The 24,040-nt window shown below is 70.6% G+C and carries 18 protein-coding genes; 8 read left to right on the top strand and 10 right to left on the bottom strand.

Features of this window, described 5'->3' with window-relative positions; genetic code table 11:
- From AB0I38_RS01795 to AB0I38_RS01820, 6 genes are all read left to right on the top strand, one after another.
- Nucleotides 1-711, top strand: a complete 711-nt coding sequence (locus AB0I38_RS01795) for a hypothetical protein (protein WP_358460242.1) — start codon at nucleotides 1-3, stop codon at nucleotides 709-711.
- On the top strand, nucleotides 708-4,019 hold the full coding sequence (locus AB0I38_RS01800) for a helicase HerA domain-containing protein (protein ID WP_358460245.1): 3,312 nt from the start codon (nucleotides 708-710) through the stop codon (nucleotides 4,017-4,019). The genes AB0I38_RS01795 and AB0I38_RS01800 overlap by 4 nt, the downstream gene beginning before the upstream one ends.
- A complete protein-coding gene (locus AB0I38_RS01805) occupies nucleotides 4,016-4,972 on the top strand; it encodes a LysR family transcriptional regulator (protein ID WP_358460248.1) in 957 nt (318 codons plus the stop codon). The genes AB0I38_RS01800 and AB0I38_RS01805 overlap by 4 nt, the downstream gene beginning before the upstream one ends.
- 94 nt (nucleotides 4,973-5,066) lie before the next feature.
- On the top strand, nucleotides 5,067-5,198 hold the full coding sequence (locus AB0I38_RS01810; RefSeq protein ID WP_358460251.1) for a hypothetical protein: 132 nt from the start codon (nucleotides 5,067-5,069) through the stop codon (nucleotides 5,196-5,198).
- An 8-nt stretch (nucleotides 5,199-5,206) separates the two neighbouring features.
- Entirely contained in the window at nucleotides 5,207-6,955 is a 1,749-nt protein-coding gene (locus AB0I38_RS01815; RefSeq protein WP_358460254.1) for a DUF262 domain-containing protein, read from the top strand.
- Between the two features lie 44 nt (nucleotides 6,956-6,999).
- On the top strand, nucleotides 7,000-8,175 hold the full coding sequence (locus AB0I38_RS01820) for a type II toxin-antitoxin system HipA family toxin (protein WP_358460779.1): 1,176 nt from the start codon (nucleotides 7,000-7,002) through the stop codon (nucleotides 8,173-8,175).
- A 49-nt stretch (nucleotides 8,176-8,224) separates the two neighbouring features.
- On the opposite strand, the gene AB0I38_RS01825 is transcribed toward AB0I38_RS01820, so the two are convergent.
- The 8 genes from AB0I38_RS01825 to AB0I38_RS01860 all read right to left on the bottom strand — a co-directional run bounded on the left by AB0I38_RS01825 (nucleotide 8,225) and on the right by AB0I38_RS01860 (nucleotide 18,063).
- On the bottom strand, nucleotides 8,225-10,123 hold the full coding sequence (locus AB0I38_RS01825; RefSeq protein WP_358460257.1) for an APC family permease: 1,899 nt from the start codon (nucleotides 10,121-10,123) through the stop codon (nucleotides 8,225-8,227).
- 69 nt (nucleotides 10,124-10,192) lie between these two features.
- Complete coding sequence (locus AB0I38_RS01830) at nucleotides 10,193-11,422, bottom strand: vWA domain-containing protein (RefSeq protein ID WP_358460260.1); 1,230 nt, start codon at nucleotides 11,420-11,422, stop codon at nucleotides 10,193-10,195.
- Nucleotides 11,412-12,332, bottom strand: a complete 921-nt coding sequence (locus AB0I38_RS01835; protein ID WP_358460263.1) for an SRPBCC family protein — start codon at nucleotides 12,330-12,332, stop codon at nucleotides 11,412-11,414. The genes AB0I38_RS01830 and AB0I38_RS01835 overlap by 11 nt, the downstream gene beginning before the upstream one ends.
- An 11-nt stretch (nucleotides 12,333-12,343) precedes the next feature.
- On the bottom strand, nucleotides 12,344-13,234 hold the full coding sequence (locus AB0I38_RS01840) for an AAA family ATPase (RefSeq protein ID WP_358460266.1): 891 nt from the start codon (nucleotides 13,232-13,234) through the stop codon (nucleotides 12,344-12,346).
- Between the two features lie 4 nt (nucleotides 13,235-13,238).
- Complete coding sequence (locus tag AB0I38_RS01845) at nucleotides 13,239-14,219, bottom strand: XdhC family protein (protein WP_358460269.1); 981 nt, start codon at nucleotides 14,217-14,219, stop codon at nucleotides 13,239-13,241.
- 13 nt (nucleotides 14,220-14,232) lie between these two features.
- Nucleotides 14,233-16,623 (bottom strand): aerobic carbon-monoxide dehydrogenase large subunit, encoded by a 2,391-nt coding sequence (locus tag AB0I38_RS01850; RefSeq protein WP_358460272.1) that lies wholly within the window; start codon nucleotides 16,621-16,623, stop codon nucleotides 14,233-14,235.
- Nucleotides 16,620-17,186, bottom strand: coding sequence for a (2Fe-2S)-binding protein (locus AB0I38_RS01855; protein WP_358460275.1), 567 nt, complete (start codon nucleotides 17,184-17,186; stop codon nucleotides 16,620-16,622). Before AB0I38_RS01855 ends, AB0I38_RS01850 begins: the two co-directional genes overlap by 4 nt.
- Before the next feature lies 1 nt (nucleotide 17,187).
- On the bottom strand, nucleotides 17,188-18,063 hold the full coding sequence (locus tag AB0I38_RS01860) for an FAD binding domain-containing protein (protein ID WP_358460278.1): 876 nt from the start codon (nucleotides 18,061-18,063) through the stop codon (nucleotides 17,188-17,190).
- Nucleotides 18,064-18,266: 203 nt separating this feature from the next.
- On the opposite strand from AB0I38_RS01860, the gene AB0I38_RS01865 reads away from it, so the two are divergent.
- Nucleotides 18,267-19,553 carry an MFS transporter gene (locus AB0I38_RS01865; RefSeq protein ID WP_358460281.1) on the top strand — a complete coding sequence of 429 codons (1,287 nt, stop codon included), beginning with the start codon at nucleotides 18,267-18,269 and terminating at the stop codon, nucleotides 19,551-19,553.
- Entirely contained in the window at nucleotides 19,550-21,310 is a 1,761-nt protein-coding gene (locus AB0I38_RS01870; RefSeq protein ID WP_358460284.1) for a glycoside hydrolase family 2 protein, read from the top strand. The genes AB0I38_RS01865 and AB0I38_RS01870 overlap by 4 nt, the downstream gene beginning before the upstream one ends.
- A 68-nt stretch (nucleotides 21,311-21,378) precedes the next feature.
- Here AB0I38_RS01870 and secD read toward each other — a convergent pair whose 3' ends face one another.
- Nucleotides 21,379-23,622, bottom strand: coding sequence for a protein translocase subunit SecD (gene secD, locus AB0I38_RS01875; RefSeq protein WP_358460287.1), 2,244 nt, complete (start codon nucleotides 23,620-23,622; stop codon nucleotides 21,379-21,381).
- A 36-nt stretch (nucleotides 23,623-23,658) separates the two neighbouring features.
- Nucleotides 23,659-24,006 carry a hypothetical protein gene (locus AB0I38_RS01880; protein ID WP_358460290.1) on the bottom strand — a complete coding sequence of 116 codons (348 nt, stop codon included), beginning with the start codon at nucleotides 24,004-24,006 and terminating at the stop codon, nucleotides 23,659-23,661.
- Between the last annotated feature and the right edge of the window lie 34 nt (nucleotides 24,007-24,040).

A 24,040-nucleotide genomic window follows, 5' to 3' on the forward strand; every position in this document is an offset into this window, starting at 1 on the left:
ATGTCAGAGCGCGCACTGTCGCTCCCCGAATTCTCCGCCCTGGTCGTGCTGGCCGTTGAGGCCCGTGAGATCTCCAACAGCGAGCTCAAGGAGCGCCGCGGGCTGACGATCGACGGGAAGAAACGGCGCAGGCTCAACGAGCTCAAGCTGGTCGACAGCTGGAAGCAGGGCCGCGGGTTCGTCCACGTGCTGACCGATTCCGGCTGGGCCCGCCTGGGTGAGGACCTCCGCACCGGGCGGCTCCCCGCGTTCACCGGCTCGTCGGGGGTGCTGGCCCGGGCGCTGCTCGGCTGGCTGCCCACTTTCCTGGAGCGCACCCACCAGCGACTCGCCGACGTCTTCCAGCCCACCGAAGTCGAGACGGCAGAGGCTCCGGCCAGGGAGGATCCGGCCGGGGAGACTCCGGCCGAGAAGGCCCCGGCCGGGGAGACTCCGGCCGGGGAGCCGGGCGGTCTGGAGGCGCGCGTCCGCGCCGCCTACACGGAGTTGGCCGCCGAGCCCGGCACCTGGGTCAGCCTGACGAGGCTCCGCCCGCTCCTGGGCGACGCGCCGAGACAGCAGGTAGACGAGACCCTCGTACGGATGGAGCGGCTGGCCGACGTCAACCTCGTCCCCGAGTCCAACCAGAAGGCTCTTACGGCGCAGGATCGGGAGGCGGCCGTCATCATCGGAGACCAGGACAAGCACCTGCTCTGGATCGGCAAGCCGTGACGGCCCCCGGCACCGACGCCCTGGAGGCACTCAGCTTCAACTACACCGAGGGCGCCGACGACGTGTGGCGCCACTCGGACTTCCACGTGGAGGGCCTGCACGGCGCGTCCACAAAGGTGCTGCTCGACGGCCTGGCCGAGGCCGGGAGCCGGCCCGACGCCAGCCCCATCGGCGTGATCGTGCAGGGTCAGCGCGGCGCGGGCAAGACACACCTGCTCGGCTGGATGCGCGAGCGGACGCAGCGGGAGGGCGGCTACTTCGTCCTCGCCGGGCTGCTGGACGCCAAGGGCTTCTGGGAGAGCATGGTGGTGTCCCTCCTCGACAGCCTCGCCCGTGAGGGCGCGAACGGGGAGAGCCAGCTCAAGGTGTTCCTGTCCCGCCTGGCGGCGGCGGCCGACGTGCCGAGGATGGTACGGCGGGCGGTGACCGGGAAGAAGTCCGTCACCCGGGAGGAGCTCGACACATTCGTCGGCGCGCTTCGCCGCTTCGACCGGAAGGCCGGCAGCCTGGCCCAGGACGCCGCGCGGGCGCTCGTGCTCTACGCCTCCGACGACCTCGGGATGCAGGACCTCGGCGAGGCGTACCTGTCGTCGGTGCCCGAGGGCGAGCCGGGCGAGCGCGCCCGGTGGGGCATCCGGCAGGTCGACCGGACCCCGCAGGAGATCGTCAGGGACATCTCGCACCTGCTCGCGCTCACCGGCCCCACAGTCGTCGCCGTCGACCAGATCGACGCGCTGGTGGCCCAGTCGCTGACGTCGACGGACCCCACGACGGTCCACGACGCCGGCGAACGGCTCATGATCGAGCGGATCGCCGGCGGCCTGATGGCGCTGCGCGAATACACCCGCCGCACCCTCACGGTCGTCTCCTGCATCCCGGCGACGTGGACCCTCATCGAGAAGGTGGCTACCGACACGGTCCGCGACCGCTTCCGGCAGGCCGCGCCGCTGATGACCATCCCCGACGCCGAGACCGGGCGCCGGCTGGTGGCCAGGCGGTTCGAGGTGCAGTACCAGGCGGCCGGGATCGAGCCGCCGTACCCGACGTGGCCGGTGCTGCCCTCGGCCTTCGAGCAGGCGCCCGGTTTCACCCCGCGTCAGCTCCTCATCAGGATCGACGGGCACATCCAGGCCTGCCTGAAAGACGGGGAGGTCAGAGAGCTGGACGGCTTCCAGCGCACCACCCCGGCCCCGGCCCCGGCCCCGGCGGCGCCTGCCGCCGACGTCGCGGAGCTCACCGACATCGACGCCCTGTACGCCAAGCTGCGCGACACCGTGGCCCGGCCCGTGCCGGACTCGGCCACCGAGGACGCGATCATGCCCGCCCTGCTGTCGGCCGGGCTGTCGGCCTGGATCGCCGAGCAGGGCGACGCGGGGCGCGAGTTCAGCCAGGACCCTCCGCCCAGCGCCAAGCCGCCCATGCACGCGCGGCTGCGCCGCACCCTCGACGAGGCCACCGAGGACGAGGTGCACTGGGGGTTCCGCGCGGTCGGCGCGGAGAACGCCATCGCAGCGCTGAACCGGGTGCGCAAGGCGGCCGTCGCCGCCGGGCTGGACGCTGAGGTGCCCAAGCGGCGGCTGTTCGTGCTGCGGAACACGCCGTGGTCGAAGGGGCCGCGCACCAGGGAGGTCATCGAGGCGTTCGAGCGAGCGGGCGGCCGGACACTGGCCCTGGGCGACGATGACCTGCGGGAGCTGGCCGCGCTCAAGGAGTTGCTCGCGGCCGGGCCGCCGCACCTGGCCGCCTGGCTGGCCGCCCGCCGGCCCACCCGGCAGATCGCCTTCCTCACCGAGGCGCTTTCCGACCCCTGGACCGTTCCGGCTCCCCACACCTCACCGACCCCCGCCGGCCGTACCCCCTCCGAACCCACGCGCCCCGAACCCACGCAGCCCGAGCCCGCACAATCCAGGACCGCACAGCCCGAGCCCGCACAATCCAGGCCCACGCAGCCCGAGGCCGCACAATCCAGGCCCACGCAGCCCGAGGCCGCACAATTCAGGCCCGCGCAGCGCGAGCCCGCGCAGTCCAGGGCCGCTCGGGCCGGATCCGTGGGCCTCGGGCGGACGGAGGACGCGGCGCGGATCGTGATCGGGCGGGCGGTCGACGGCGCGCCGGCGACTGTCGAGCTGGAGGCGCTCAGGAAGCACATCGCGATCTTCGCCGGCTCCGGGTCGGGCAAGACGGTGCTCATCCGGCGGCTGATCGAGGAGTGCGCCCTGCGCGGGGTGTCGGCCATCGTGCTCGACCCGAACAACGACCTGGCCCGGCTGGGCGACAGGTGGCCGGAGCCGCCGACGCACTGGGAGGACGGCGACGCGCGCCGGGCCGACGAGTACCTGGCGAACACCGACGTGGTCGTCTGGACCCCGAGACGAGCGGCGGGAAGGCCGCTGAGCTTCCACCCGCTGCCCGACTTCGCCGGCGTGGCCGACGACCCCGACGAGTTCGCCGAGGCCGTGGAGGCGGCCGTGGCCTCGATCGTGCCCCGGGTCAAGCTCAACGCCTCGACCGGCAAGGCCCAGCTCGGTCAGGCGGTGCTCCGGAAGGCGCTCGAACACTACGGCCGCTCCGGCGGGACGAGCCTCAGGGGCCTGGTCGCGCTGCTGTCCGAGTTGCCCGACGGCGTGAGCGAGCTGGCCGGCGCCCCGCGCATCGCGGCCGGCCTGGCCCAGTCGCTGACGGCGGCGATGGACAACGACCCGCTGTTCGGCGGCTGGGGCGAGCCGGTGGACCCCGGGCTGCTGCTCACCCCGCCATCGGGCAAGCGGGCCCGCGTCTCGGTGATCAGCCTGGCCGGGCTTCCGGTCGACGAGCAGCGGCAGAGCTTCGTCGGCCAGCTCCAGATGGCGCTGTTCGCCTGGATCAAGAAGCATCCGGCCGGCGACAGGCCGCTCGGCGGCCTGTTCGTCATGGACGAGGCGCAGACGTTCGCCCCTGCCGTCGGAGGCGCCACCGCCTGTCTGCGCAGCACGCTGGCGCTCGCCTCCCAGGCCCGCAAGTACGGCCTCGGCCTCGTCTTCGCCACCCAGGCGCCCAAGGGGCTGCACAACCAGATCCCTGGCAACGCCGCGACCCAGTTCTTCGGCCTGCTGAACGCGCCGATCCAGATCAACACGGCCAAGGAAATGGCCCAGGCCAAAGGCGGCAGCGTGCCCGAGATATCCCGTTTGATCTCCGGCGAGTTCTACCTCGCGCCGGAGGGCCGTGCCTTCGTCAAGACGCGGGTCCCCATGTGCCTGACCCACCACCCCAAGGCTCCGCTCACCACCGAGGAGGTCATCGCTAGAGCGGCGGCGGCCGCGTCATGACACCCACCCAACTGCGCGCGTTCGCGACCGTAGTGCGACTGGGCTCGGTCAAGCTGGCGGCCGCGGAGCTCGACGTCTCCGAGGCGGCCGTCTCCCTGCACATCGGGCAACTGCGCAAGGAATTCGGCGACCGGCTGTTCGCCAGGACCGCCTCCGGGCTCGCGTTCACGCCCGGCGGGCTGCGGCTGGCCAGCCGGGCGGCCGAACTGCTCAGCCTGCAGGAACGCACGATCATCGAGGTCGGCCAGGCGGCCCAGGGCCGCCGGCTGCTGCGGGTCGCCGCGTCGAGCCTGTTCGCCGAGCACGCCGCGCCCGGACTGATCGGGCTGTTCGCGGGGCGGGCCGCCGACCTGGACGTGGAGCTGAGCGTGCACGACCCTCGGCAGTTCGGCGCGCTGCTGCACTCGCGGACCGTCGACGTGGCGATCGGCCCCAACCCCGGCAACGTGGACGGCTCCCTGACCTGCAAGCCGTTCCTCAACTACCAGATCGTGGTCGTCTGCGGGCCCGACCACCCGTTCGCCGGCCGCGACGTCGGCTCTCACCAGTTGCGCGAGCAGATCTGGCTGCTCGGTCCGTCGGCCGCGACCGACCTCGGCGCCGTGCCCACCATGCTGCGCAGGCTGAACGTGCCAGAGGAGCACCAGCGGATCTACCAGAGCCACGCGGCGGCGCTGGAGGAGGCCAAGCGCGGCAGCGGAGTCGCGGCGGCGATCTCGTTCGCGGTGGGACAGGACCTGGCCAACGGCCGGCTGACCCGCGTCACCGGCCAGTCTCTCCGCTTCGACGGCACCTGGGTGACGCTCACCCTGGCCGAACGCGGCGCTCCCCCGGCGGCGGCCGAACTGGTCAGGTTCGTCACCAGCCCGCGCGCCACCCAGGCCATGCTGCGCGGTCCGGGCGTGCACGTCGGCCGCTTCCGCCCGTCCATCCACATCACGCTCTGGAGCTAGAGAGTCGGCCATCCAGTGGCGTTGATGTGTGCTTCCTGATCGCGTCCCTAGGTCAGGTCCGGTCTATACGATCAACTGGAGAGCCTGACGATGGATGACCATCGAGAACAACCGGTGGCTGAACGTGATCGTCACTCACATCAGTCGTCGATTCGGCCCGTACCACGCCGTCAGCGAGAATCAGGTGAGAGGGCCGGTGTTCGTCTCCATCCAGGCCCGAGAATAGGAGCATCCATGATGACCGGATTGGACACCCGCCCCAGCGCGGCTACGTACGAGTTGGAAAAACTCGTCGGCATGGCGTGGCGGGGCCAGATCCGGGTGCCGCACTTTCAGCGTGATTTCCGCTGGAATCGAGCGGACGTGGTCCGCCTGTTCGACAGCATCGTCAAGGGCTATCCGGTTGGCAGCCTGCTGCTTTGGGTACGGTCCGCTCCTCCGAAACGCATCAGACTGGGCGCCCTCCAGATCGAAGCACCACGCATGGACCAGGCATTGTGGGTCGTGGACGGGCAGCAGCGCATCACGAGCCTGGCGAACGCTTTGCACGAGGACGCGGCACACGAGCCACGTTTCGCCCTGGCCTACGACCTGCGCGAGAACGAACGGATGCCCGGGCGTGACATCGGCTTCGTCTCCCGTCCGTCCACAGTCGACCCCTTCGTGGTCCCCCTACCGGTGCTGTTCGATCTGCGCCGGGTGCTGAAGTGGTTCTCGACCTATCCCGAGGCTGCGGACTACCAGGACAAGGCGTTCAACCTGACCACGATTCTGCGCCAGTACCCGATGCCCGCCTATCAGGTCGAGCAGGAGAACGCCGAAGTCCTGCAGGACATCTTCGACCGCATGAACAACTATGGTAAGCGACTGAGCCGGGCCGAGATCTTCTCCGCTCTCTACGCGGGTGATGAGGAGCAGCCGGCGCTGACGATCGACGAGATCTCGGCGCACATTGATGAGCAACTCGACTTCGGCCGGATCGACAATGACACTGTTCTCTACGCGATTCTGGCTCGGCGCGGTCACGACGTCCAGCACGAGATCCGCCTGGAGTTCGACGACGACGACCGACGCGGAGTGAGCGATTTTCCGGGGGAAGATCGCGACACTGCTTTCCAGGCAGGCGAAGAGGCCATCCGACGGGCCGTGCGATTCCTACAGAGTGACGCGGGGGTTCCACATTTCACGCTCCTCCCCTTCCGCTATCTCCTCGTGGTTCTCGCTCGCCTCTTCGCACACTTCCCCGAGCCCGATCCCGCGAACAGACGGCTGTTGCGGCGCTGGTTCTGGCGTGCGGCCCTGATCGGGCCTGAAATCTTCCGCGGAAGCACCACGGGCGCGGTCCGCACACTCTGCGCGAAGATCCATCCGCACGATCTCACCGGATCGGTTCAAGGGCTTCTGAGCACGGTAGACCGGCCCGCTCCGCCCCTGCCCGAACTGCGGCGGTTCAAGACCAACGAGGCCGCTGCCAAGATCACGCTATGCGCCTGGTGGGCGCTGGAGCCGCGCGATCCCAGCTCGGGCGAGCGGCCCGAGATCGGCGACCTCGCCGAATGCCTCGTTGATCGCCCCACGCCTGCCGACGCCGTCCGGTACGTCGTCCCTTCCAGGCTGGTCGACGCCAAATACCGCCTCTGGGCCGCCAACCGAGTCCTCGTTCCCACGATGGCCAGGGAAGCGGGCAAGGACATCGGTGGCCTGCTCGTCACCCCACCACTGTTCCTGGAAGACACCGCGTGGAGTGATGTGCTCGCGTCACACCTCATCTCTCCCGAGGCGATTTCCTTGCTGCGGGCGAGCGAGTTCACCTCTTTCCTCCAGGCTAGGCAGGAGGAGTTGGTGCGTAACTTGGCGGGTTTCCTTCAGCGGATGTGCGAGTGGGGCTTCGAGAACACCCCGCCCCTGTCCGAGTTGGTGATCGAAGACCTGCCGGAGGACGAGCAGGCCCTACCGGACGAGGCCGCATATGGCTCTGGTTGAAAACCGTTTCGCCGTACTCCTCGGCGAGGGTCCGCGTCTGAACGCTGCTACAGCGTGGCGACCACACGCGATTCATCTTCAGCGAGGGGTACCTCAGCGATCCGCACAGAGCCATACTCGGGCTCGCCTTCGAGCAGAATCTCAGGGGTCGGCAGGCTGCCGCCCTCAGACTTCCGCCCTGGTTCTCCAACCTCCTACCCGAGGGAGTCATGCGTGACTGGATCGCGACCGATCGGGGGGTGTCGGCGGATCGGGAGATGGAACTACTGGCCCAGGTAGGCCATGATCTTCCGGGTGCGGTCAGGGTGCTTCCCTCCGAAGACGACGATTCCCTCATCGATGAGGTGTGGGGGAGCAGCAGCGAGCACCCCAGCGGGCCTTCTGCCGAAGGGCACGAGGAGTTGCGCTTCTCATTGGCCGGCGTCGCGCTGAAGTTCTCCATGCTCGCCGAGAACGACCGCCTCACCTTGCCTGCCTTTGGGCAGGGCGGTGATTGGATCGTGAAACTGCCCGACCGGACTTATGCCGAAGTGCCACGCAACGAGCACGCCATGATGTCCCTTGCCGCAGCCGTGGGGATCGACGTTCCGGAGGTGCGGCTCTACCAGCGCGACGAGTTGGATACGCTGCCGTCACGAATGTGGCCAGGAGCGGAGACTTTGGCCTACGCCGTGCGCCGCTTCGACCGCGACAACGATCGGCATCCCATTCACATGGAGGATCTCGCCCAGGTACGAGGGGTGTATCCGAATGAGAAGTACCTCGGCAACTACGAGACGGTGGCCGCGCTGATCTATCGCCGTCGGGATCTCGACGGGTTGCGTGAGTTCGCCCGGCGGCTCGCCTTCAACGTTCTGATCTCCAACGGGGACGCTCATCTCAAGAACTGGTCGCTCCTGTATCTCGATCCACGGGTGCCGAGCCTGTCTCCCGCTTATGACCTGGTGTGTACGTCTGCGTACATGGGAGGCAACGAGACTTTGGGGATGAAGTTCGCGGGCTCCCGCCGTTTCGACGCGGTCACGGTCCGGACCTTCGAACGACTGGAGCGCCGCCTCGGCGCCGAAGGCGCGGCACTCGCCGACGTCGTGTCAGATCTCGTGAAGAACATTTCCGTGGCCTGGGCACAGCAGTCCGAATCCCTTACCGAAGCACCTCTGATCCGGGAAGCCGTCTCCGCAAGCATCCAGAGGCGGAGTCGAACACTGCTGAAGACCTGAGGCTGACCGCTGGAGTACGTGAGCACGGGGGCCGGCGGCGGACCGGGGATCAGGCCCGGATCTGAAACTGCGCGAAGCACACCACGGCGTTCGTGTGGTCACGCAGGCCGGCGGCCAGAAGCAGATCCCGCTGGGTGTGCAGGATCCGGTAGCGGGGATGGGCCGGCACCACGCCCGGGATGACCACGATGAGCCATCTGCCGGACGTCTCCTTGCGCTTGACGTACTCGATGACGGGGCGGACCACCGTGTGGCGGGGGCTCTCGATGACCTCCAGGTTGACGCCCGGGTGCCAGTCGTCCCATTTCCTGCGGATGTCCTCGGTGGTCTCGGAGCTGTCGGAGGCGGCGACCGCGATGACCTCGTGGCCGAAGGCCAGCGCCGTGCTGAGCGCCTTCTCCGTCAGAGCGCTGACCGTGTGCGCCGGGCTGATCGGGACGATGACCAGCGCGGACGCCGGATCGGGAGCGTGCGGCACCGGCTGGGGCCTGCCACGTTGGAGCGCCTCGTCGACCTTGGTGTAGTAACCCTCGATCCGGCTGAACATCAGCATGAGCAGGGGCACCACCACCACGACCACCCAGGCGCCCTCGGTGAACTTCGAGAAGAGCAGCACCAGGGCGGCGATGGCGGTGATCACGGCGCCCACACCGTTGAGCGCCACCTTGCCCACCCACCTCGGCGGGCGCCGTATCGTCCAGTGGCGGACCAGTCCGACCTGACTGATGGTGAACCCGATGAACACCCCGATGGCGAACATCGGGATGAGCCGCTGAGTGTTGGCATCGACGGCGATCAGGAGCACCGCGGCCGTGATCGCCACCGCGGCGACGCCGTACCGGTGGACGGGCCGCTCGGCGCGCAGCGAGAACAGATGGGGCAGGCGGTTGTCCTTGGCCAGCAGGCTCATCAGCACCGGCAGGCCACCGAAGCTCGTGTTCGCCGCCAGCCCGAGCGCGAACGCGACGATGATGTTGGCCGCGTAGTACAGCCAGCCCGTGCCGTAGGCGCCGGCCGTGAGCTGGGCGAGGATGGTGACGTCCGCCCGGGGGACCACGCTGTCACGCCGGATGAGGACGGCCAGCCCGACCAGCATCGTGGCCAGCAGCGCGCCCAGCATCAGCTCCGTCCGCTGGGCACGCCGGACCCTCGGCCGGCGGAACATCGGCACGCCGTTGGCGATGGCCTCGACCCCGGTCAGGGCCGAGCATCCGGAGGAGAACGCCTTCAGGATCAGCAGCACGCTGACCGCCTCGTAGGCCGGCAGCGGCTCTGGTGTCCCGACCACCGCCGCCGGTTGGGTCCGCAGCAGGCCCACGACCACGATGCCGAGGATGGCCGCGATGAACAGCAGGGTGGGCAGCAGCAGCACTTTCGCGCTGTCCGCGAGGCCGTAGAGGTTCACCGCGGTCAGCACGGCAAGCCCGACCAGGCAGGTTTCGAGGAGGTGCGGGGCCAGGACGGGGAACGCGGAGGCGAGGCTCGCGGCGCCCGCCGTCAGGCTGACCGCCACGGTCAGGATGTAGTCCACGATGAGCGCGGCGGCGGCAAGCAGGCTGACCCGCTGACCAAGGTCCTGCTTGGCCACCGCGTACGAGCCGCCGCCGTTCGGATAGGCGGCGATCACCTGACAGTAGGACGTCACCAGGATGACGAGCAGGAGGGCGATGACGATGGTGATCGGCAAGGTGTAGCCGATGGCCGCGCTGCCCGCGGCGACCAGCACGATGGCGATCGCCTCTGGACCGTAGGCGACGGAGCTGAGCGCGTCGAGGGACAGGGCCACCAGCCCCTGCAGGCTGGTCAGATGCGCCCGGTCACCCTCGCCATGCCGAAGCTGGACCTTCGGCCCCCGCCTGCTGGCCAGCGGCCCGCTCGTTGTGGCGACCGCGCGGCCAGCCGGCAGAACCCGGTGTCCCGCGTGGCCGGCCGGATCCCCCGTCCGCAAAGCCCCGCCCGATCCATATTCGTACGCCCCGAACTCCCCCGAGGCCCTATACCCGCCTTCCGACCTTGGCTACCAGCGGAAACGTGGTCCGGCGACTCCGGCGACCGCGCCGATCACCTCTCGCAGCGAGCCGAACGTGTGGGCGGGCACCATCAGGTCGCAGTACGGCAGAGCGGCCGCCATGCTCGCCACGCGCGGTTCGAAGCCGGGGGCCGCGGCCCGGGGGTTCATCCAGATGACCCGGTGCGCCCGGCGGCTCAGCCTGGCCATCGCGACGCCCAGTTCCTCGGGCGGGTCGCCGTCCCAGCCGTCCGAGCCGACCAGCACGATCGCGCCCCTGACCTTCGCGCCGTGGTGCGACGACAACAGCGCCCGCACGTTGGTGGCGATCCGCGTCCCGCCGAACCGGTCGGTCACCCGCTCGGTGGCCAGCTCGACCGCCGAGGCCGCCGAACGGTGCGCGAGCACGGGCGTCAGCCGGGTCAACGTCGTCGCGAACGCGAACACCTCCGCGTCCACGGTCACCGCCAGCGCTCGCATCAGATGCAGGTACGCCGATGCCTGCGCCCGCATCGACTGGCTCACGTCACAGAGCATGACGACCCGCCTCGGCCGTACGACCGGCTGCTTCCTGGCCAGCCGGAACGGCTCCCATCCGGTACGGCGCGACCGGGCCAGCGTCGCCCGCACCGCGATCGCGCGCCCCCGCGGCGACACCCGGAACCTCCGGGCCCGCCGGGTCGGCCAGTTCGCCACCGCCTCCTCCAGCCAGCGGCCGAGCAGCTCGCACTCCCGCTCGTCGAGCTGCTCGAACGGCACGTCGGCCAGCCCCTCGGCGGCGCTCGGCAACAGCTCGGGCACGCTCGCCGGGCCGTCCGAGTCCTCGGCCCCGGCAACCACCGCGGGCAGCGTCGTCCACGGCAGGCCGCCCGCGTCGTCGCCTCCGGCGTTGGCGTCCGGCAAGGGGACGAACGCGTCGTCCGCGCCGTTCGTCCTGGCGAGCGGCCGACGCCGGGCATGCGGGTCGAGCGCGGGGCCCGTCGCCTCGAAGATCGCCGCGAACGCCTCGTCGAAGAGCTCGATCTCGGAGTGTCGCCGGACCAGGCTGATGCGGGCCGTCCAGTACAGCTCCGGCAGCGACCTGGGCTGCGCCACGTCGATCGCGCGGACGAAGTCCTCGACGCCGGTCAGCCCCACGGGCACGCCCCGCTGCCGCAACCGCGCGGCCAGCGAGGCGGCGAAGGCGGCCCGATCGACGCCCGGCAGCATCGCCGGGCGCGTGGGGCGGCTACTCGACAAGGGTCCAGACGACGATCACGGCCACGATGACGACCACGATCCCGACGACGAGCGGTATCACCCTCTTGTACACGGACCCGCCCGCGACACTCATGATGTCGAGCGGCTCCACCTCATCCTGATCGATGAACCGCCTCCCACCCGCACCCTGCGCGGCGGCGTCCTCACCCCGCGCGGCGGCTGGCGCGGCACCTTCACCCTGCGCGGCGACAAGGGCCGCCGGGGAGGCGGTCGCGGGCCTTCGGAGCCCGGCGGCGGAGGGCGACTCCGCAGCCGACGCCGCAGCGGTGTCACCCGACGCGGCGGACGACTCGGCGACGGGCGCCGTCGCGCTGTCGGCGGCGGCCAACGCCGCCGCGTCGTCCGCCGTCGCCGACACGGCGGCACCACCGACCGGGTCCGTAGCAGAGGCCGGGGCCGTGACGGGAGCCGGGTCCGTAGCGGGAGCCGGGTCCGTGACGGGGGCAGAGGCGGTGAGTTTGGATTCGAGGCAGGTGACGAACTGGCCGAGGAGTTTGGTGGAGACCTCCTTGATCATGCCGCTGCCCAGCTGGGCGATCTTGCCTGAGATCTTGAGGTCGGTGTTCACGGTGACGACGGTGTGGTCGCCGTCTGCGCGGAGGTGGGCGGTGATGACGGCGGAGGCGTTGCCCGCGCCCCGGGAGTCACGGCCCTTGGCGTCGATGATGGCCCGGTGGTTGACGGCATCCTTCTCCAGGAACCTGGCCGTACCCGCGTACTGCGAGACGACTGGGCCGACCTTCACCTTGATCTTGCCCGTGTAGACCTCGTCCTCGACGCCGGTGAGCTGGGCGCCGGGCATGCAGGGGGCGATCGCCTCCAGGTCCGTGAGCACCTCCCAGGCTCGTTCGACGGGCACGCCGACCGTGAACTCGTTGTCGATCTTCATCTGGTGTCTCCTCAGGTCAACTGGTCGAGCGCGGCGGTGATGACATCGCGGTCGTCCAGGGTCTTCGCGACGGTGCTCAGCGTGCGCAGGACGTCCTCCCTGACCAGTTCGGTCGCGCCGAGCGAGGACAGCGCCGAGACCCAGTCGATGGTCTCCGCCATGCCCGGCGCCTTGTCCAGGTCGAAGCGGCGGATCCGGCCGACGAAGTCGGTGGCCGAGCGGATGAGTGCCTCGTTCGCGCTGGGCACCGTACGGCGCAGGATCTCGACCACGCGCTCGGGGGCCGGGAAGTCGATCCAGTGGTAGAGGCAGCGCCTGCGCAGCGCGTCGTGCAGGTCGCGGCTGCGGTTGGAGGTCAGGACGGCGATCGGGCGGCGTTCGGCGGTGAACGTGCCCAGCTCGGGGATGGTGATCGACGCCTCGCCGAGGAACTCGAACAGCAGCGCCTCGAACTCGTCGTCGGCGCGGTCGATCTCGTCGATCAGCAGCACGGGCGGCTGCGGGCCGCGGTGCCTGATGGCCCGCAGGATCGGGCGTTCCTGGAGGAAGTCCTCGGTGAACAGGTCGGCGTCGTTCAGCCGGTCGTGACGCGCCTCGGCCAGGCGGATGGCCAGCATCTGCCGCTGGTAGTTCCACTCGTACAGGGCTTCGCCGGCGGTCAGTCCCTCGTAGCACTGCAGCCGGATGAGCGGGGTGGACAGGGCGCGGGCCAGTGCCTTGGCGGCCGTGGTCTTGCCCACGCCGGGTTCGCCCTCCAGCAGCAGCGGCCGGCCGAGGCTGAGCGCGAAGAACAGCGCCGCCGCGGTGCCGTCGTCGACCAGGTAGTCGAGCTCGTCGAGGCGATGCCTGATGTCGTCGGCCCCGGTGAACGCAGGGCTCGTGAGGCCGCCGCTTTCCGCCACTTCCTTACCGCCCTGCCGCCCGCGCGAAATGATCACGGCAGCCGGTGCCGCAGAACCAGACGTCCTCGTCGTCCACGACCAGATGCGGCGTGCCCGCTGAGACGGTCACGCTCATCCCGCACACGGGATCGACCACGAGCACAGGCGCCCCGATGGAGCCCAAGGGCGCGTCCCCACCGACCGCCCCGGACGCCCCGGACGGACCGGACCCGACCGACCCGGGTGAGCCGGGTGAGCCGGGTGAGCCGGGTGAGCCCGGCGGGCCCGGCGGAGCGAGGTCGCCGGTGCGGACGGTGGCGACGATCTCGGCGAGGATCGACAGGGCGATCTCCGGTGCCGTGCGGGCGCCGATCCGAAGACCGGCCGGTGAGTGGACCCGCCGCCGTTCGTCGTCCGTCAGCCCCATCTCGTCGAGCACGGCGGTGCCGCGCCGGTGGCTGGCCACGAGACCGATGTAGTCGGCGCCCGCGTCGAGGGCGGCCCGGATCGCGGCCTGTTCGTCGCGACCGTGGCTGGCCACCACGACCGCCGAGGCGCCATCGGGCGACTGCCCCTCCGCGGCCCGCCGTACCGTGAAGTCGACCGTCGCGGCGAGGTCGGCGAGGCTCATGGCGATCGGCGAGTCGCCGGACACCCAGAGCACCGGCGGTGGCAGCAGCGGCTGCAGGAAGATCTCCAGGGCGCCGCCCGACAGGCAGGGGTTCACCACGACCCGCGCGCCCGGCGAGTCGGGGAAGTCCTGCTCGTCGGAGGGCAGGACGCGCAGCAGGACGGTACGCCCGTCCTGGAGCGCGCCCAGGGCGGCGGTGCGGACCGAGCTCTCGGCGCACTGCCCGCCGACGAACCCCTCGATGGACCCGTCAGGCAGGATGATCGCGTCGTCGCCCGGGCTGACCGCCGTCGGCAGCTGCGCCCGGACCACGACCGCGTGGACGAAGGGAACCCGGTCGGCGACCAGTTCCTCCATCCGTTTGCTGGACCGCATCGCGTCTTTCCTGTCAGATCGGCGGCGCCGGCACGCCGCGCATGGCGTCCCACACCCGCGAGGGGGTGAGCGGCATGTCGGCGTGGCGGACGCCGTACGGCTTGAGCGCGTCGACGACCGCGTTGACGATGGCAGGCGGGGAGCCGACGGTGGCCGACTCGCCGACCCCCTTGGCGCCGATCGGATGGTGCGGTGAGGGGGTGACGGTGAAGCCCGTCTCCCAGTCGGGCACCTCCAGCGCGGTGGGGATGAGGTAGTCCATCAGCGAGCCGCCGAGGCAGTTGCCGTCCTCGTCGAACGCGATCATCTCCATCAGCGCCATGCCCACGCCGTCGGTGAGGCCGCCGTGCACCTGACCTTCGATGATCATCGGGTTGATCCGGGTGCCGCAGTCGTCGACCGCGATGAACCGGCGCACCTTGACGTGGGCGGTGCCGGGGTCGATGTCGACCACGCAGATGTAGGCGCCGTGCGGGTAGGTGAGGTTGGAGGGGTTGTAGCAGATCTGCGCCTCCAGGCCGCCCTCGATGCCTTCGGGCAGGTCTCCGGCGCCGTGCGCCCGGAACGCGATCTCCTGGATGGTGACCGACTTGGACGGGTCGCCCTTGACGTGGAAGGAGCCCTTGGTCCAGTCGAGGTCGGCGACCGACACCTCCAGCATGCCCGAGGCGATGATCCGCGCCTTGTCGCGGACCTTGCGGGCGACCATGGCCGCCGCCGCGCCCGACACCGGCGTCGAACGGCTGCCGTAGGTGCCGAGGCCGAAGGGCGTCTGGTCGGTGTCGCCGTGGACCACCTCGATGTCGTCCGGCGGGATGCCGATCTCCTCGGCCACGATCTGCGCGAACGTGGTCTCGTGGCCCTGTCCCTGGCTCTGCACCGACAGCCGGACGACCGCCTTGCCGGTGGGATGGACGCGCAGCTCACAGCCGTCGGCCATGCCGAGGCCGAGGATGTCCATGTCCTTGCGCGGCCCGGCGCCGACGGCCTCGGTGAAGAACGCGACCCCGATGCCCATCAGCTCACCCCGGGCCCGCCGCTCGGCCTGCTCCGCGCGTAGTTCGTCGTAGCCGGCCAGGCGCAGGGCCTCGCGCATGGTGGGCTCGTAGTCGCCCGAGTCGTACACCCACCCGGTCTTGGTCGTGTAGGGGAACTGGTCGGGCTGGATGAAGTTCTTCATCCGAAGCTCGACCGGGTCCATCTCCAGCTCGTACGCCAGGCAGTCGACGATGCGCTCGACCAGGTAGACGGCCTCGGTGATGCGGAACGAGCAGGCGTAGGCCACCCCGCCGGGCGCCTTGTTGGTGAAGACGGCCGTCATCTTGCAGTAGGCGGCCTCGATGTCGTAGCTGCCGGTGAAGACGCCGAAGAAGCCCGCCGGGTACTTGGTCGGCGCGGCGACGCCGTTGAAGGCGCCGTGGTCGGCCAGCACGTTGGTGCGGATGGCCAGGATCCGGCCTTCCCTGGTGGCCGCGATCTCGCCGCGCATGATGTAGTCGCGGGCGAAGCCGGTGCTGGTGAGGTTCTCGGCGCGGTCCTCGACCCACTTCACCGGCTTGCCGGTCACGATCGAGGCGACGATCGAGCACACGTAGCCGGGGTAGATCGGCACCTTGCCACCGAAACCGCCGCCGATGTCGGGCGAGATGACCCGGATCTTGTGCTCGGGCAGGCCGGCGACCAGCGCGTACAGCGTGCGGTGGGCGTGCGGCGCCTGGGTGGTCGACCAGAGGGTGAGCCTGCCCTCGACCCGGTCGTAGTCGGCGACGGAGCCGCAGGTCTCCATCGGCGCGGGGTGCACGCGCGGGTAGACGAGGTCCTGGCTCACGACGACGTCGGCCGAGGCGAACACCGCCTCCGTCGCCGCCTCGTCGCCGGTCTCCCAGTCGAAGCAGTGGTTGTCGGTCTTGCCCTCGAGGTCGTCGCGGATGACGGGGGCTCCGGGGTCGAGCGCGGTGCGGGCGTCGATCACCGGGTCGAGGAGGTCGTACTCGACGTCGATCAGTTCGAGGGCGTCGCGGGCGGAGTAGCGGTCCTCGGCCACCACGAAGGCGACCTCCTGGCCCTGGAAGCGGACCTTGTCCGTGGCGAGCACGGCCTGCACGTCGTTGGACAAGGTCGGCATCCAGGCCAGGCCCTGCTCGGCCAGGTCGGCGCCCGTGACGACGGCCTTGACCTTGGGGTGCGCCTGCGCCGCGCTGACGTCGATGCTGACGATGCGGGCGTGCGCGACCGGGGAGCGCAGGATGGCCAGGTGCAGCATGCCGGGCAGCTGCACGTCGTCGACGTAGCGGCCCCGGCCGCGGATGAAGCGCGGGTCCTCCTTGCGCAGCATCCGGCCGTAGCCGAGCGGCTTCTGGTCGTTGTTCTCGAATCCGGCGGGCCGGTGGTCGGTCGCGGTCATGGGGTCGCTCCGCTGGTGACGTCGGTGGCGGGCACCTGAGCGGTGGCCTCCTGATCGGCCGCCCCGTGGGCGGCGGCCTCGTGGGCGGCCGCCTCGTGGGCGGCCGCCTCGTGGGCGGCGGCCCACCGCACGGAGCGGACGATGCTGGCGTAGCCGGTGCAGCGGCAGATCTGGCCGGAGATCGCCTCGCGGATCTCGCCCTCGGACGGGTCGGGGTTGCGGTCGAGCAGCGCCCTGGCCGTCATCATCATGCCGGGGGTGCAGAACCCGCACTGCAGACCGTGACACTCCATGAAGCCGCGCTGGACGGGGTCGAGCTCGCCGTCGCGCTCCAGCCCTTCGACGGTACGCACCTCGTGGCCACCCGCCATGGCCGCGAGCACGGTGCAGGACTTGACCGGTTCGCCGTCGAGCCACACGACGCAGGTGCCGCAGTTGCTGGTGTCGCAGCCCCAGTGGGTGCCGGTCAGTCCGAGGTGGTCACGCAGGAAGTGGATGAGGAGCAGCCGCCCCTCGATCTCCCTGGTGACCTCCTCACCGTTGACGTTCATGGATACGTGCATGTCACACCCTCCCGTTGAGCCGGGCGACGGAGCGGCGCAGGGCCCGCCTGGTGAGCTCCAAGGCGAGATGGCGTTTGTAGTCGGCGCTGCCGCGCATGTCGGTGGCGGGGTCGCAGTGCCGCGCGGCGAGGTCGCCGGCCAGCTGGTAGACCTCTTCGGACGGCTCCCGGCCGCGCAGCGCCTCGGAGACGGCGGGCAGCCCGGTGGTGTTGGGGCCGACGGCGGCGAGGCCGACGCGGGCGTCGGAAATGACGCCGCCGTCCAGCCAGACGGCCGCCCCGGCGGACACGATCGCCCAGTCGCCCGCGCGCCGCTCGACCTTCTCGTACGCGCTGGACCCGTTGCCCCGGATGGGGACGCGGATCTCGACCAGCATCTCGGCGTCGCCGACCGCGGTCTCGTAGGGGCCCCGGTGGAACTCCTCCATCGTGACGACCCGTTCGCCGCCGCTGTTGCGGATCACGCAGCTGGCCCCGAGCGTGGTGCACACCGCGGACAGGTCCTCCGACGGGTCGGCCTGGCAGAGCGAGCCGCCGAGGGTGCCCCGGTTGCGGACGACGGGGTCGGCGATGACGCGCTCCGCGTCGCGGAAGATGGGGAACGTCTCGGCGAGCGCGTCGGACTCCAGCAGCTCGCGGTGCCGGGTCATCGCGCCGATGCGGATCTGGGCCGGCTCCACCTTGATGTAGCCGAGCTGGGCGTGCAGATCGTTGATGTCGATCAGATACTCGGGCGTGGCGAGCCGGAGCTTCATCATCGGGAGCAGACTGTGGCCGCCCGCGACGAGTCTCGCGGAGTCTCCGAGCCGCTCCAGGAGCCCGATCGCGTGATCGACGCTCGTGGCGCGTTCGTACTCCAATGGCGCTGGAACCTGCATCCAACACCCCTTCGCTGGTCGTGGAGGCCAAGTGGACCGCCGCGAACCGGGGATGTCAACGCCCTCCTAAGGTTTCACTTAATGAGGTCGTTCAGCGCCTTACTCGGTTCCGACATAGCGGGAAAAGTCGTCACATAAAAGCACTTCAAACCGTGATAAACCAGGCGCCCGTCGGAGTTAGAGATCCTTGTAGGCTCTCGCGCGTGACAACGGCCCCCTCCCGACTGCCGCCCCGGCTCTGGACCGCGGTGATCGTCCTCGGCTTCGTCGGTCAGGTGGCCTGGACCGTCGAGAACATGTATCTCAACGTGTTCGTCCACGACACGATCAGCGACGACCCGCGCGTCATCGCGGCCATGGTGGCGGCCAGCGCGGTGGCCGCGACGCTGGCGACGCTGGTGATCGGCGCCTCCTCCGACCGGACCGGCAGGCGCAGGGTGTTCGTCTCGGCCGGATACGTGCTGTGGGGTCTGTCCACCGCCGCGTTCGGACTGGTCACCGTCGACGCCCTCGCGGAGGCCGGCCCCGTGGCCGGCGCCGTCACCGCCGCCGTGCTGACGGTGATCGCGCTCGACTGCCTGATGTCCTTCCTCGGGGCCGGCGCCAACGACGCCGCCTTCCAGGCGTGGGTCACCGACGTGACGCGGCCCGACAACCGCGGCCGGGTCGAGTCGGTCCTGGCGATCATGCCGCTGGTGTCGATGCTGGCCGTCTTCGGCGCCCTCGACCCCCTCACCCGGGCCGGCGAGTGGCAGCTGTTCTTCCTGCTCGTCGGCGGTGCCATCACCCTGGTCGGCCTCGCCTCCTGGTTCCTCGTCCGGGACCGGCCGCACCTCGTCCGCCAGCGGGGCGGCTACCTCGCGTCCGTGGTGCACGGCCTGCGCCCCTCGGTGATGCGCGCCAACCCGCCGCTCTACCTCGCGCTGTCCGTCGCGGCGCTCTTCGGCATCTCCACGCAGATCTATCTGCCGTACCTGATCATCTACGTCCAGCGCTACCTGCACATCGAGGCGTACGCCGTCGTCCTCGGGGTGGTCCTGACCGGCGCCTCGATCGTCAGCGTGGTCGCCGGCCGGTTCATCGACCGCGTCGGCAAGGTGCGCTTCCTGCTGCCGGCGATCGGGGTGTACGGGCTCGGTCTGCTGCTGATGTGGGCCGTGCGCGGCATGGTCCCCGCCATAGCCGCCGGGCTGGTGCTCATATCCGGCCTGATGCTGGTCATGGCGCCGGTCGGGGCGATCATCCGCGACCACTCGCCCTCCGACCGGGCCGGACACGTCCAGGGGCTGCGGATGGTCTTCGGCATCCTCATCCCGATGGTCGTCGGCCCCTTTCTGGGCGCGCTGGTGATCAGGGGCGCCGACGAGTACTACGAGGACCTGGGCGTGCTCAAACAGGTGCCCACCCCGGCCATCTTCCTGGCCTCGGCCGCCATGCTGGTGCTGGTCGTGCCGATCGTGCTCGCGCTGCGCAGGAGGCAGGCCACGTGAACCCGCCCACGCCCTGGGGCGCCGGCCTCGACCCCGACGCGATCCTGCCCGAGTATCCCCGGCCGCAGCTCGTCCGCGACAGCCACCTCAACCTCAACGGCCGCTGGGAGTACGCCATCACTCCCGCCGGCACCCCCGCCGGCCAGGAGCCGGCCGAGTACGACGGCGTCATCCTGGTGCCGTTCTCGCCGGAGTCGCCCCTGTCGGGCGTCGAGCGGCAGCTCCAGCCCGACCAGACCCTGTGGTACCGGCGCACGCTCACCCTCCCCGACGGCTTCCGGCCCGGCGACGGCCGGCCGGTCCGGGTGCTGCTGCACTTCGGCGCGGTGGACCAGACCTGCCGGGTGCTGCTCAACGGCGTCGAGGTGGGCGCCCACACCGGCGGCTACCTGCCCTTCACCTGCGACCTCGGCGACGCCCTGACCGAGGGCGCCAACACCCTGGTCGTGGAGGTGCGCGACCTGTCCGACACCGGGCACCACGCGCGCGGCAAGCAGCGGCTGAAGCGCGGCGGCATCTGGTACACCGCCCAGTCGGGCATCTGGCAGACCGTCTGGGCCGAGTGCGTGCCGGACCTGCACGTGGAACGGCTGACCCTCATCCCGCACCTCGACGACTCCTGCGTCGAGGTGACCGTGCACGCCTCGGGAGCGGGCGACGCCGACGTCGAGCTGCGCGCCGCCGGGACCACCGTGGCGCGCGTCACCGTCCCGGCGGGCAGCCCTGTCCGCCTGCCCGTCCCCGACCCGAGGCCGTGGACCCCGGAGGACCCCTTCCTGTACGACGTGACCGTACGCCTCGGCGACGACCGGGTGGACGGCTACGTCGGGCTGCGTTCGTTCACCGTGGGCCCCGACGCGAACGGCGTGCCCCGGCTGATGCTCAACGGCGCCCCCTACTTCCACGCCGGCATCCTGGACCAGGGCTACTGGTCCGACGGCATGTACACCGCGCCGTCGGACGAGGCCATGGTGCACGACATCGCCACGATGAAGCGCCTCGGCTTCACCATGCTGCGCAAGCACATCAAGATCGAGCCGCTGCGCTGGTACTACCACTGCGACCGGCTCGGCATCCTGGTCTGGCAGGACCTGGTCAACGGCGGCGGCCACTACCACCCACTGGTGATCACCGCGCCCGCCGTCACGCCGCTGCGGCTCAGCGACCGGCGGCACCGGTGGTTCGGCCGTGCCGACGAGGACGGCCGGGCCCGGTTCCGCGCGGAGCTCCACGAGACCGTGGAGCACCTGCGCAACGTGGTGAGCCTGGCCGTGTGGGTGCCGTTCAACGAGGGCTGGGGCCAGTTCGACGCGGCGGAGATCGCCGCCGAGCTGGCCGAGCTCGACCCCACCCGTACGATCGACCACGCCAGCGGCTGGCACGACCAGGGCGCGGGCGACCTGCGGAGCCTGCACGTCTACTTCCGCCGCTTCCGGGTGCCGCGCCGCCGCGACGGCCGGGTCCTGGTGCTGTCGGAGTACGGCGGCTACGGCCTTCGGGTGGAGGGCCACACGTTCAACGACCGCACCTTCGGCTACCGCAGGCACGACACGGCCGAGGAGCTGGGCGAGGCGTTCGAGCGGCTGCACGAGGAGCAGATCGCGCCGGCCATCCCCCTCGGGCTGAGCGCGACCGTCTACACCCAGCTCTCCGACGTCGAGGACGAGCTGAACGGCCTGCTCACCTACGACCGCACGGTGCTCAAGCTCCCGGAGGAACTGGTCCGCCGGGTCAACGCCCGCCTCCGCCTGAGCTGACGGCCCGGCCGTCCACGAAGGACCACCGGGCCCGGCGACCGCGAGGGGCCGCCGGGCCGGGCTCCGTGCTACACCACGGCTCCGCTGCCCTCGCGGGACCGCGACACCCGCGGCTTGGGCGGCTCGGGCGGCGGCTGCTTGCTGAACCTCTCCAGCTCGATCGCCAGCGGTCCGGCCACGAACGACGAGGACGCGGTGCCGGCCACGATGCCGATGATGAGCGCGATGGCGAAGTCGCGCAGCGAGTCACCGCCGAAGACGGCCAGCGCGGCCAGGATGAACAGCGCGCCCAGGCCGGTGTTGACGGTACGCGGCACGGTCTGCAGGATCGCGCCGTTGACGACCTGCCCGAACGGCGCCTTGCGTTGGGCCGCCCACATCTCCCGCACCCGGTCGAACACCACCACCTTGTCGTTGACCGAGTAGCCGATGATGGTCAGCATCGCCGCCAGGAAGACGCCGTCGATCGGCTTGCCCATCCAGGCGAAGGCGCCGACCACGGCGGCCGTGTCCACCACCAGCGCCAGCACCGCGGCCGTGCCGAACGTCCACCTGAACCTGACCGCCAGATACAGCAACTGGGCGGCCAGGGCCACGCCCAGCGCGATGAGCGCGTTGCGGCGCAGCTCCTCGCCAAGGCTGGGGCCGATCAGCTCGTCGCGCTGCTTGTTCACGTCGCCCACCTCGGCGTCGAGCGCCTTCTCGATGGCGACCACGTCGTCGGAGGTGATCTGCCCGGTGCGCACCGAGATGGCGTCGCCCGACGACTGCACGACCGCCGTGGGATGCCCGGCGTCGGCCACGACCTGCCGGGCCGTCTCGGCGTCGACCGGCTGCTGGGTGGCGAACTCGACGATCCGGCCGCCGGTGAACTCGACCCCGAAGTTCAGGCCCTGGAATGAGAGCCCGGCGACGGCGGTGGCGAGCACCGCGACGGAGACGGCCAGCCAGAGCCGGCCGCGCCGCATCAGGTTGAAATTGTGCTTGGTGATCCAGGTCCTGACCCGGCCGACGTCGCCGAGTCCCGACATGCGCGGGCCGACCCGGTTGATGATCAGCTGGGTGAGGGCCCGGGTGATGATCATCGCCGAGATCAGCGAGGCGAGCACGCCGATGGCCAGCGTCACGCCGAAGCCCCGTACCGGCCCCGAGGCCAGCCAGAACAGCAGGCCCGCCGCCACCAGCGTGGTGATGTTGGAGTCGGCGATGGCGCTCCAGGCGTTCTTGAACCCTCGGTCCAGGGCCGATCTCAGCCCCCGCCGTGGCGACGCGGCGTACTCCTCCCTGGCCCGCTCGAAGACCAGCACGTTGGCGTCCACCGCCATGCCGATGGCCAGCACGAAGCCGGCCAGACCCGGCAAGGTGAGCGTCGCCCCCAGGGCGATGAGCGCGGCGTAGGAGATCAGCCCGTACGCGGCCAGCGCGATCGCGGCCATCAGCCCGACCAGGCGGTAGATCGCGATGATGAACAGCGCCGTCAGGATCACCCCGGCGACGCCCGCCTTGGCGCTCGCCTCGATGGCCGCCGAGCCGAGCGTGGGGCCGACGGTCCGCTGCTCGATCATCTCCAGCGGCACCGGCAGCGCGCCGCCCTTGATCAGGATGGCCAGGTTCTGCGCCTCCTCCGAGGTGAAGGAGCCGGTGATCTGGGTGGAGCCGCCGGGGATGCCGCCACGGCAGGGCACGGACGGATCGACCTGCGGCGAGGAGATGATCTCCTTGTCGAGCACGATCGCGACCCGGCGCTTGGGATCGCCGACCGCCTCGCAGGCGGCGGCGCCGGTCAGCTTCTGCCAGGCGCCGGCCTCACGGAAGTTGACGGTGACGAACCAGCCGGGCCCCATCTGGGGGTCGGTCCCCCCGGCGGCGTCGGTCACCCCGTCACCGGTGATCGCGACAGGGCCGAGCGAGAGCCGCTGCCCGGACTCGTCCGCCAGTGCCTCCTTGTCGTCGGCCTTCGCCTCGCCGGTGACCGAATGGAAGGTGAGCTGCGCGGTCCGGCCGATCACCTCGGCGGCCTGGCGCGGGTCGAGCACGCCGGGCAGCTCCACGATGATCCGCTGCTCGCCGGACCGGACCAGCGTCGGGTCGACCACGCCGAGCGCGTCGGCCCGGCGCCGGAGCACGTCGAGAGCACGGTCGGTGGCCTCGGAGTCGGCCTTGACCGTCGGAGTGTCGCGGGTCTCGAAGACCAGCTGGGTGCCGCCGCGCAGGTCGAGGCCGAGGACTGGCGACATGGTGAAAGCGATCAGAAATGCGGTGGCCACGATGACGCACGCGGCCAGCGCGCGCCACAAAGGCGCACGTGACATGGGAGCCTCCACGGGCTTCGGATGAGAAAGGGGACGTCAGAGCGTCGTGGAGGGTGGTGCGCGAGCGGGGGCGACCCGGTGGCCCGGTTGTGAGGGGACGACCTCGCCGACGCGCCCGGCCGGCACGGACCGGAGGTCAATGCTGAGCCAGGAGGTGACGGGCAGCACGGCGATGGCGCCCGCCACTGCGTGCCCGCCCGTGTGGGCGTGTATCCGGGGCACGCCGTCGTCCGGGATCAGGCCGCCGAACGCGAAGTCGGTCTGCCAGAGCCCGATCGGAGCGGAGACGACCTTGCCGTGACCGGCGGCGTCGGCGGTGTGGCCGCCGACGAACACGAACATGGACAGCAGAAGGAGCAGCGCGGCAGACAGCCTGATGCGCATGATCCCTCCCTCGACCGGTCCGGCCAACCGTACC

This window comes from Nonomuraea cavernae, assembly GCF_040655715.1.
GTDB classification, from domain to species: Bacteria; Actinomycetota; Actinomycetes; order Streptosporangiales; family Streptosporangiaceae; genus Nonomuraea; species Nonomuraea cavernae_A.

Bases quoted from the DNA above. Each gene is read 5' to 3' on its own strand.
- AB0I38_RS01795 (WP_358460242.1), top strand. From the start codon at position 1: ATGTCAGAGCGCGCACTGTCGCTCCCCGAATTCTCCGCCCTGGTCGTG.
- AB0I38_RS01805 (WP_358460248.1), top strand. From the start codon at position 4,016: ATGACACCCACCCAACTGCGCGCGTTCGCGACCGTAGTGCGACTGGGC.
- AB0I38_RS01810 (WP_358460251.1), top strand. From the start codon at position 5,067: ATGACCATCGAGAACAACCGGTGGCTGAACGTGATCGTCACTCACATC.
- AB0I38_RS01815 (WP_358460254.1), top strand. From the start codon at position 5,207: ATGATGACCGGATTGGACACCCGCCCCAGCGCGGCTACGTACGAGTTG.
- AB0I38_RS01835 (WP_358460263.1), bottom strand. From the start codon at position 12,332: ATGAAGATCGACAACGAGTTCACGGTCGGCGTGCCCGTCGAACGAGCC.
- AB0I38_RS01845 (WP_358460269.1), bottom strand. From the start codon at position 14,219: ATGCGGTCCAGCAAACGGATGGAGGAACTGGTCGCCGACCGGGTTCCC.
- AB0I38_RS01850 (WP_358460272.1), bottom strand. From the start codon at position 16,623: ATGACCGCGACCGACCACCGGCCCGCCGGATTCGAGAACAACGACCAG.
- AB0I38_RS01855 (WP_358460275.1), bottom strand. From the start codon at position 17,186: ATGCACGTATCCATGAACGTCAACGGTGAGGAGGTCACCAGGGAGATC.
- AB0I38_RS01860 (WP_358460278.1), bottom strand. From the start codon at position 18,063: ATGCAGGTTCCAGCGCCATTGGAGTACGAACGCGCCACGAGCGTCGAT.
- secD (WP_358460287.1), bottom strand. From the start codon at position 23,622: ATGTCACGTGCGCCTTTGTGGCGCGCGCTGGCCGCGTGCGTCATCGTG.
- AB0I38_RS01880 (WP_358460290.1), bottom strand. From the start codon at position 24,006: ATGCGCATCAGGCTGTCTGCCGCGCTGCTCCTTCTGCTGTCCATGTTC.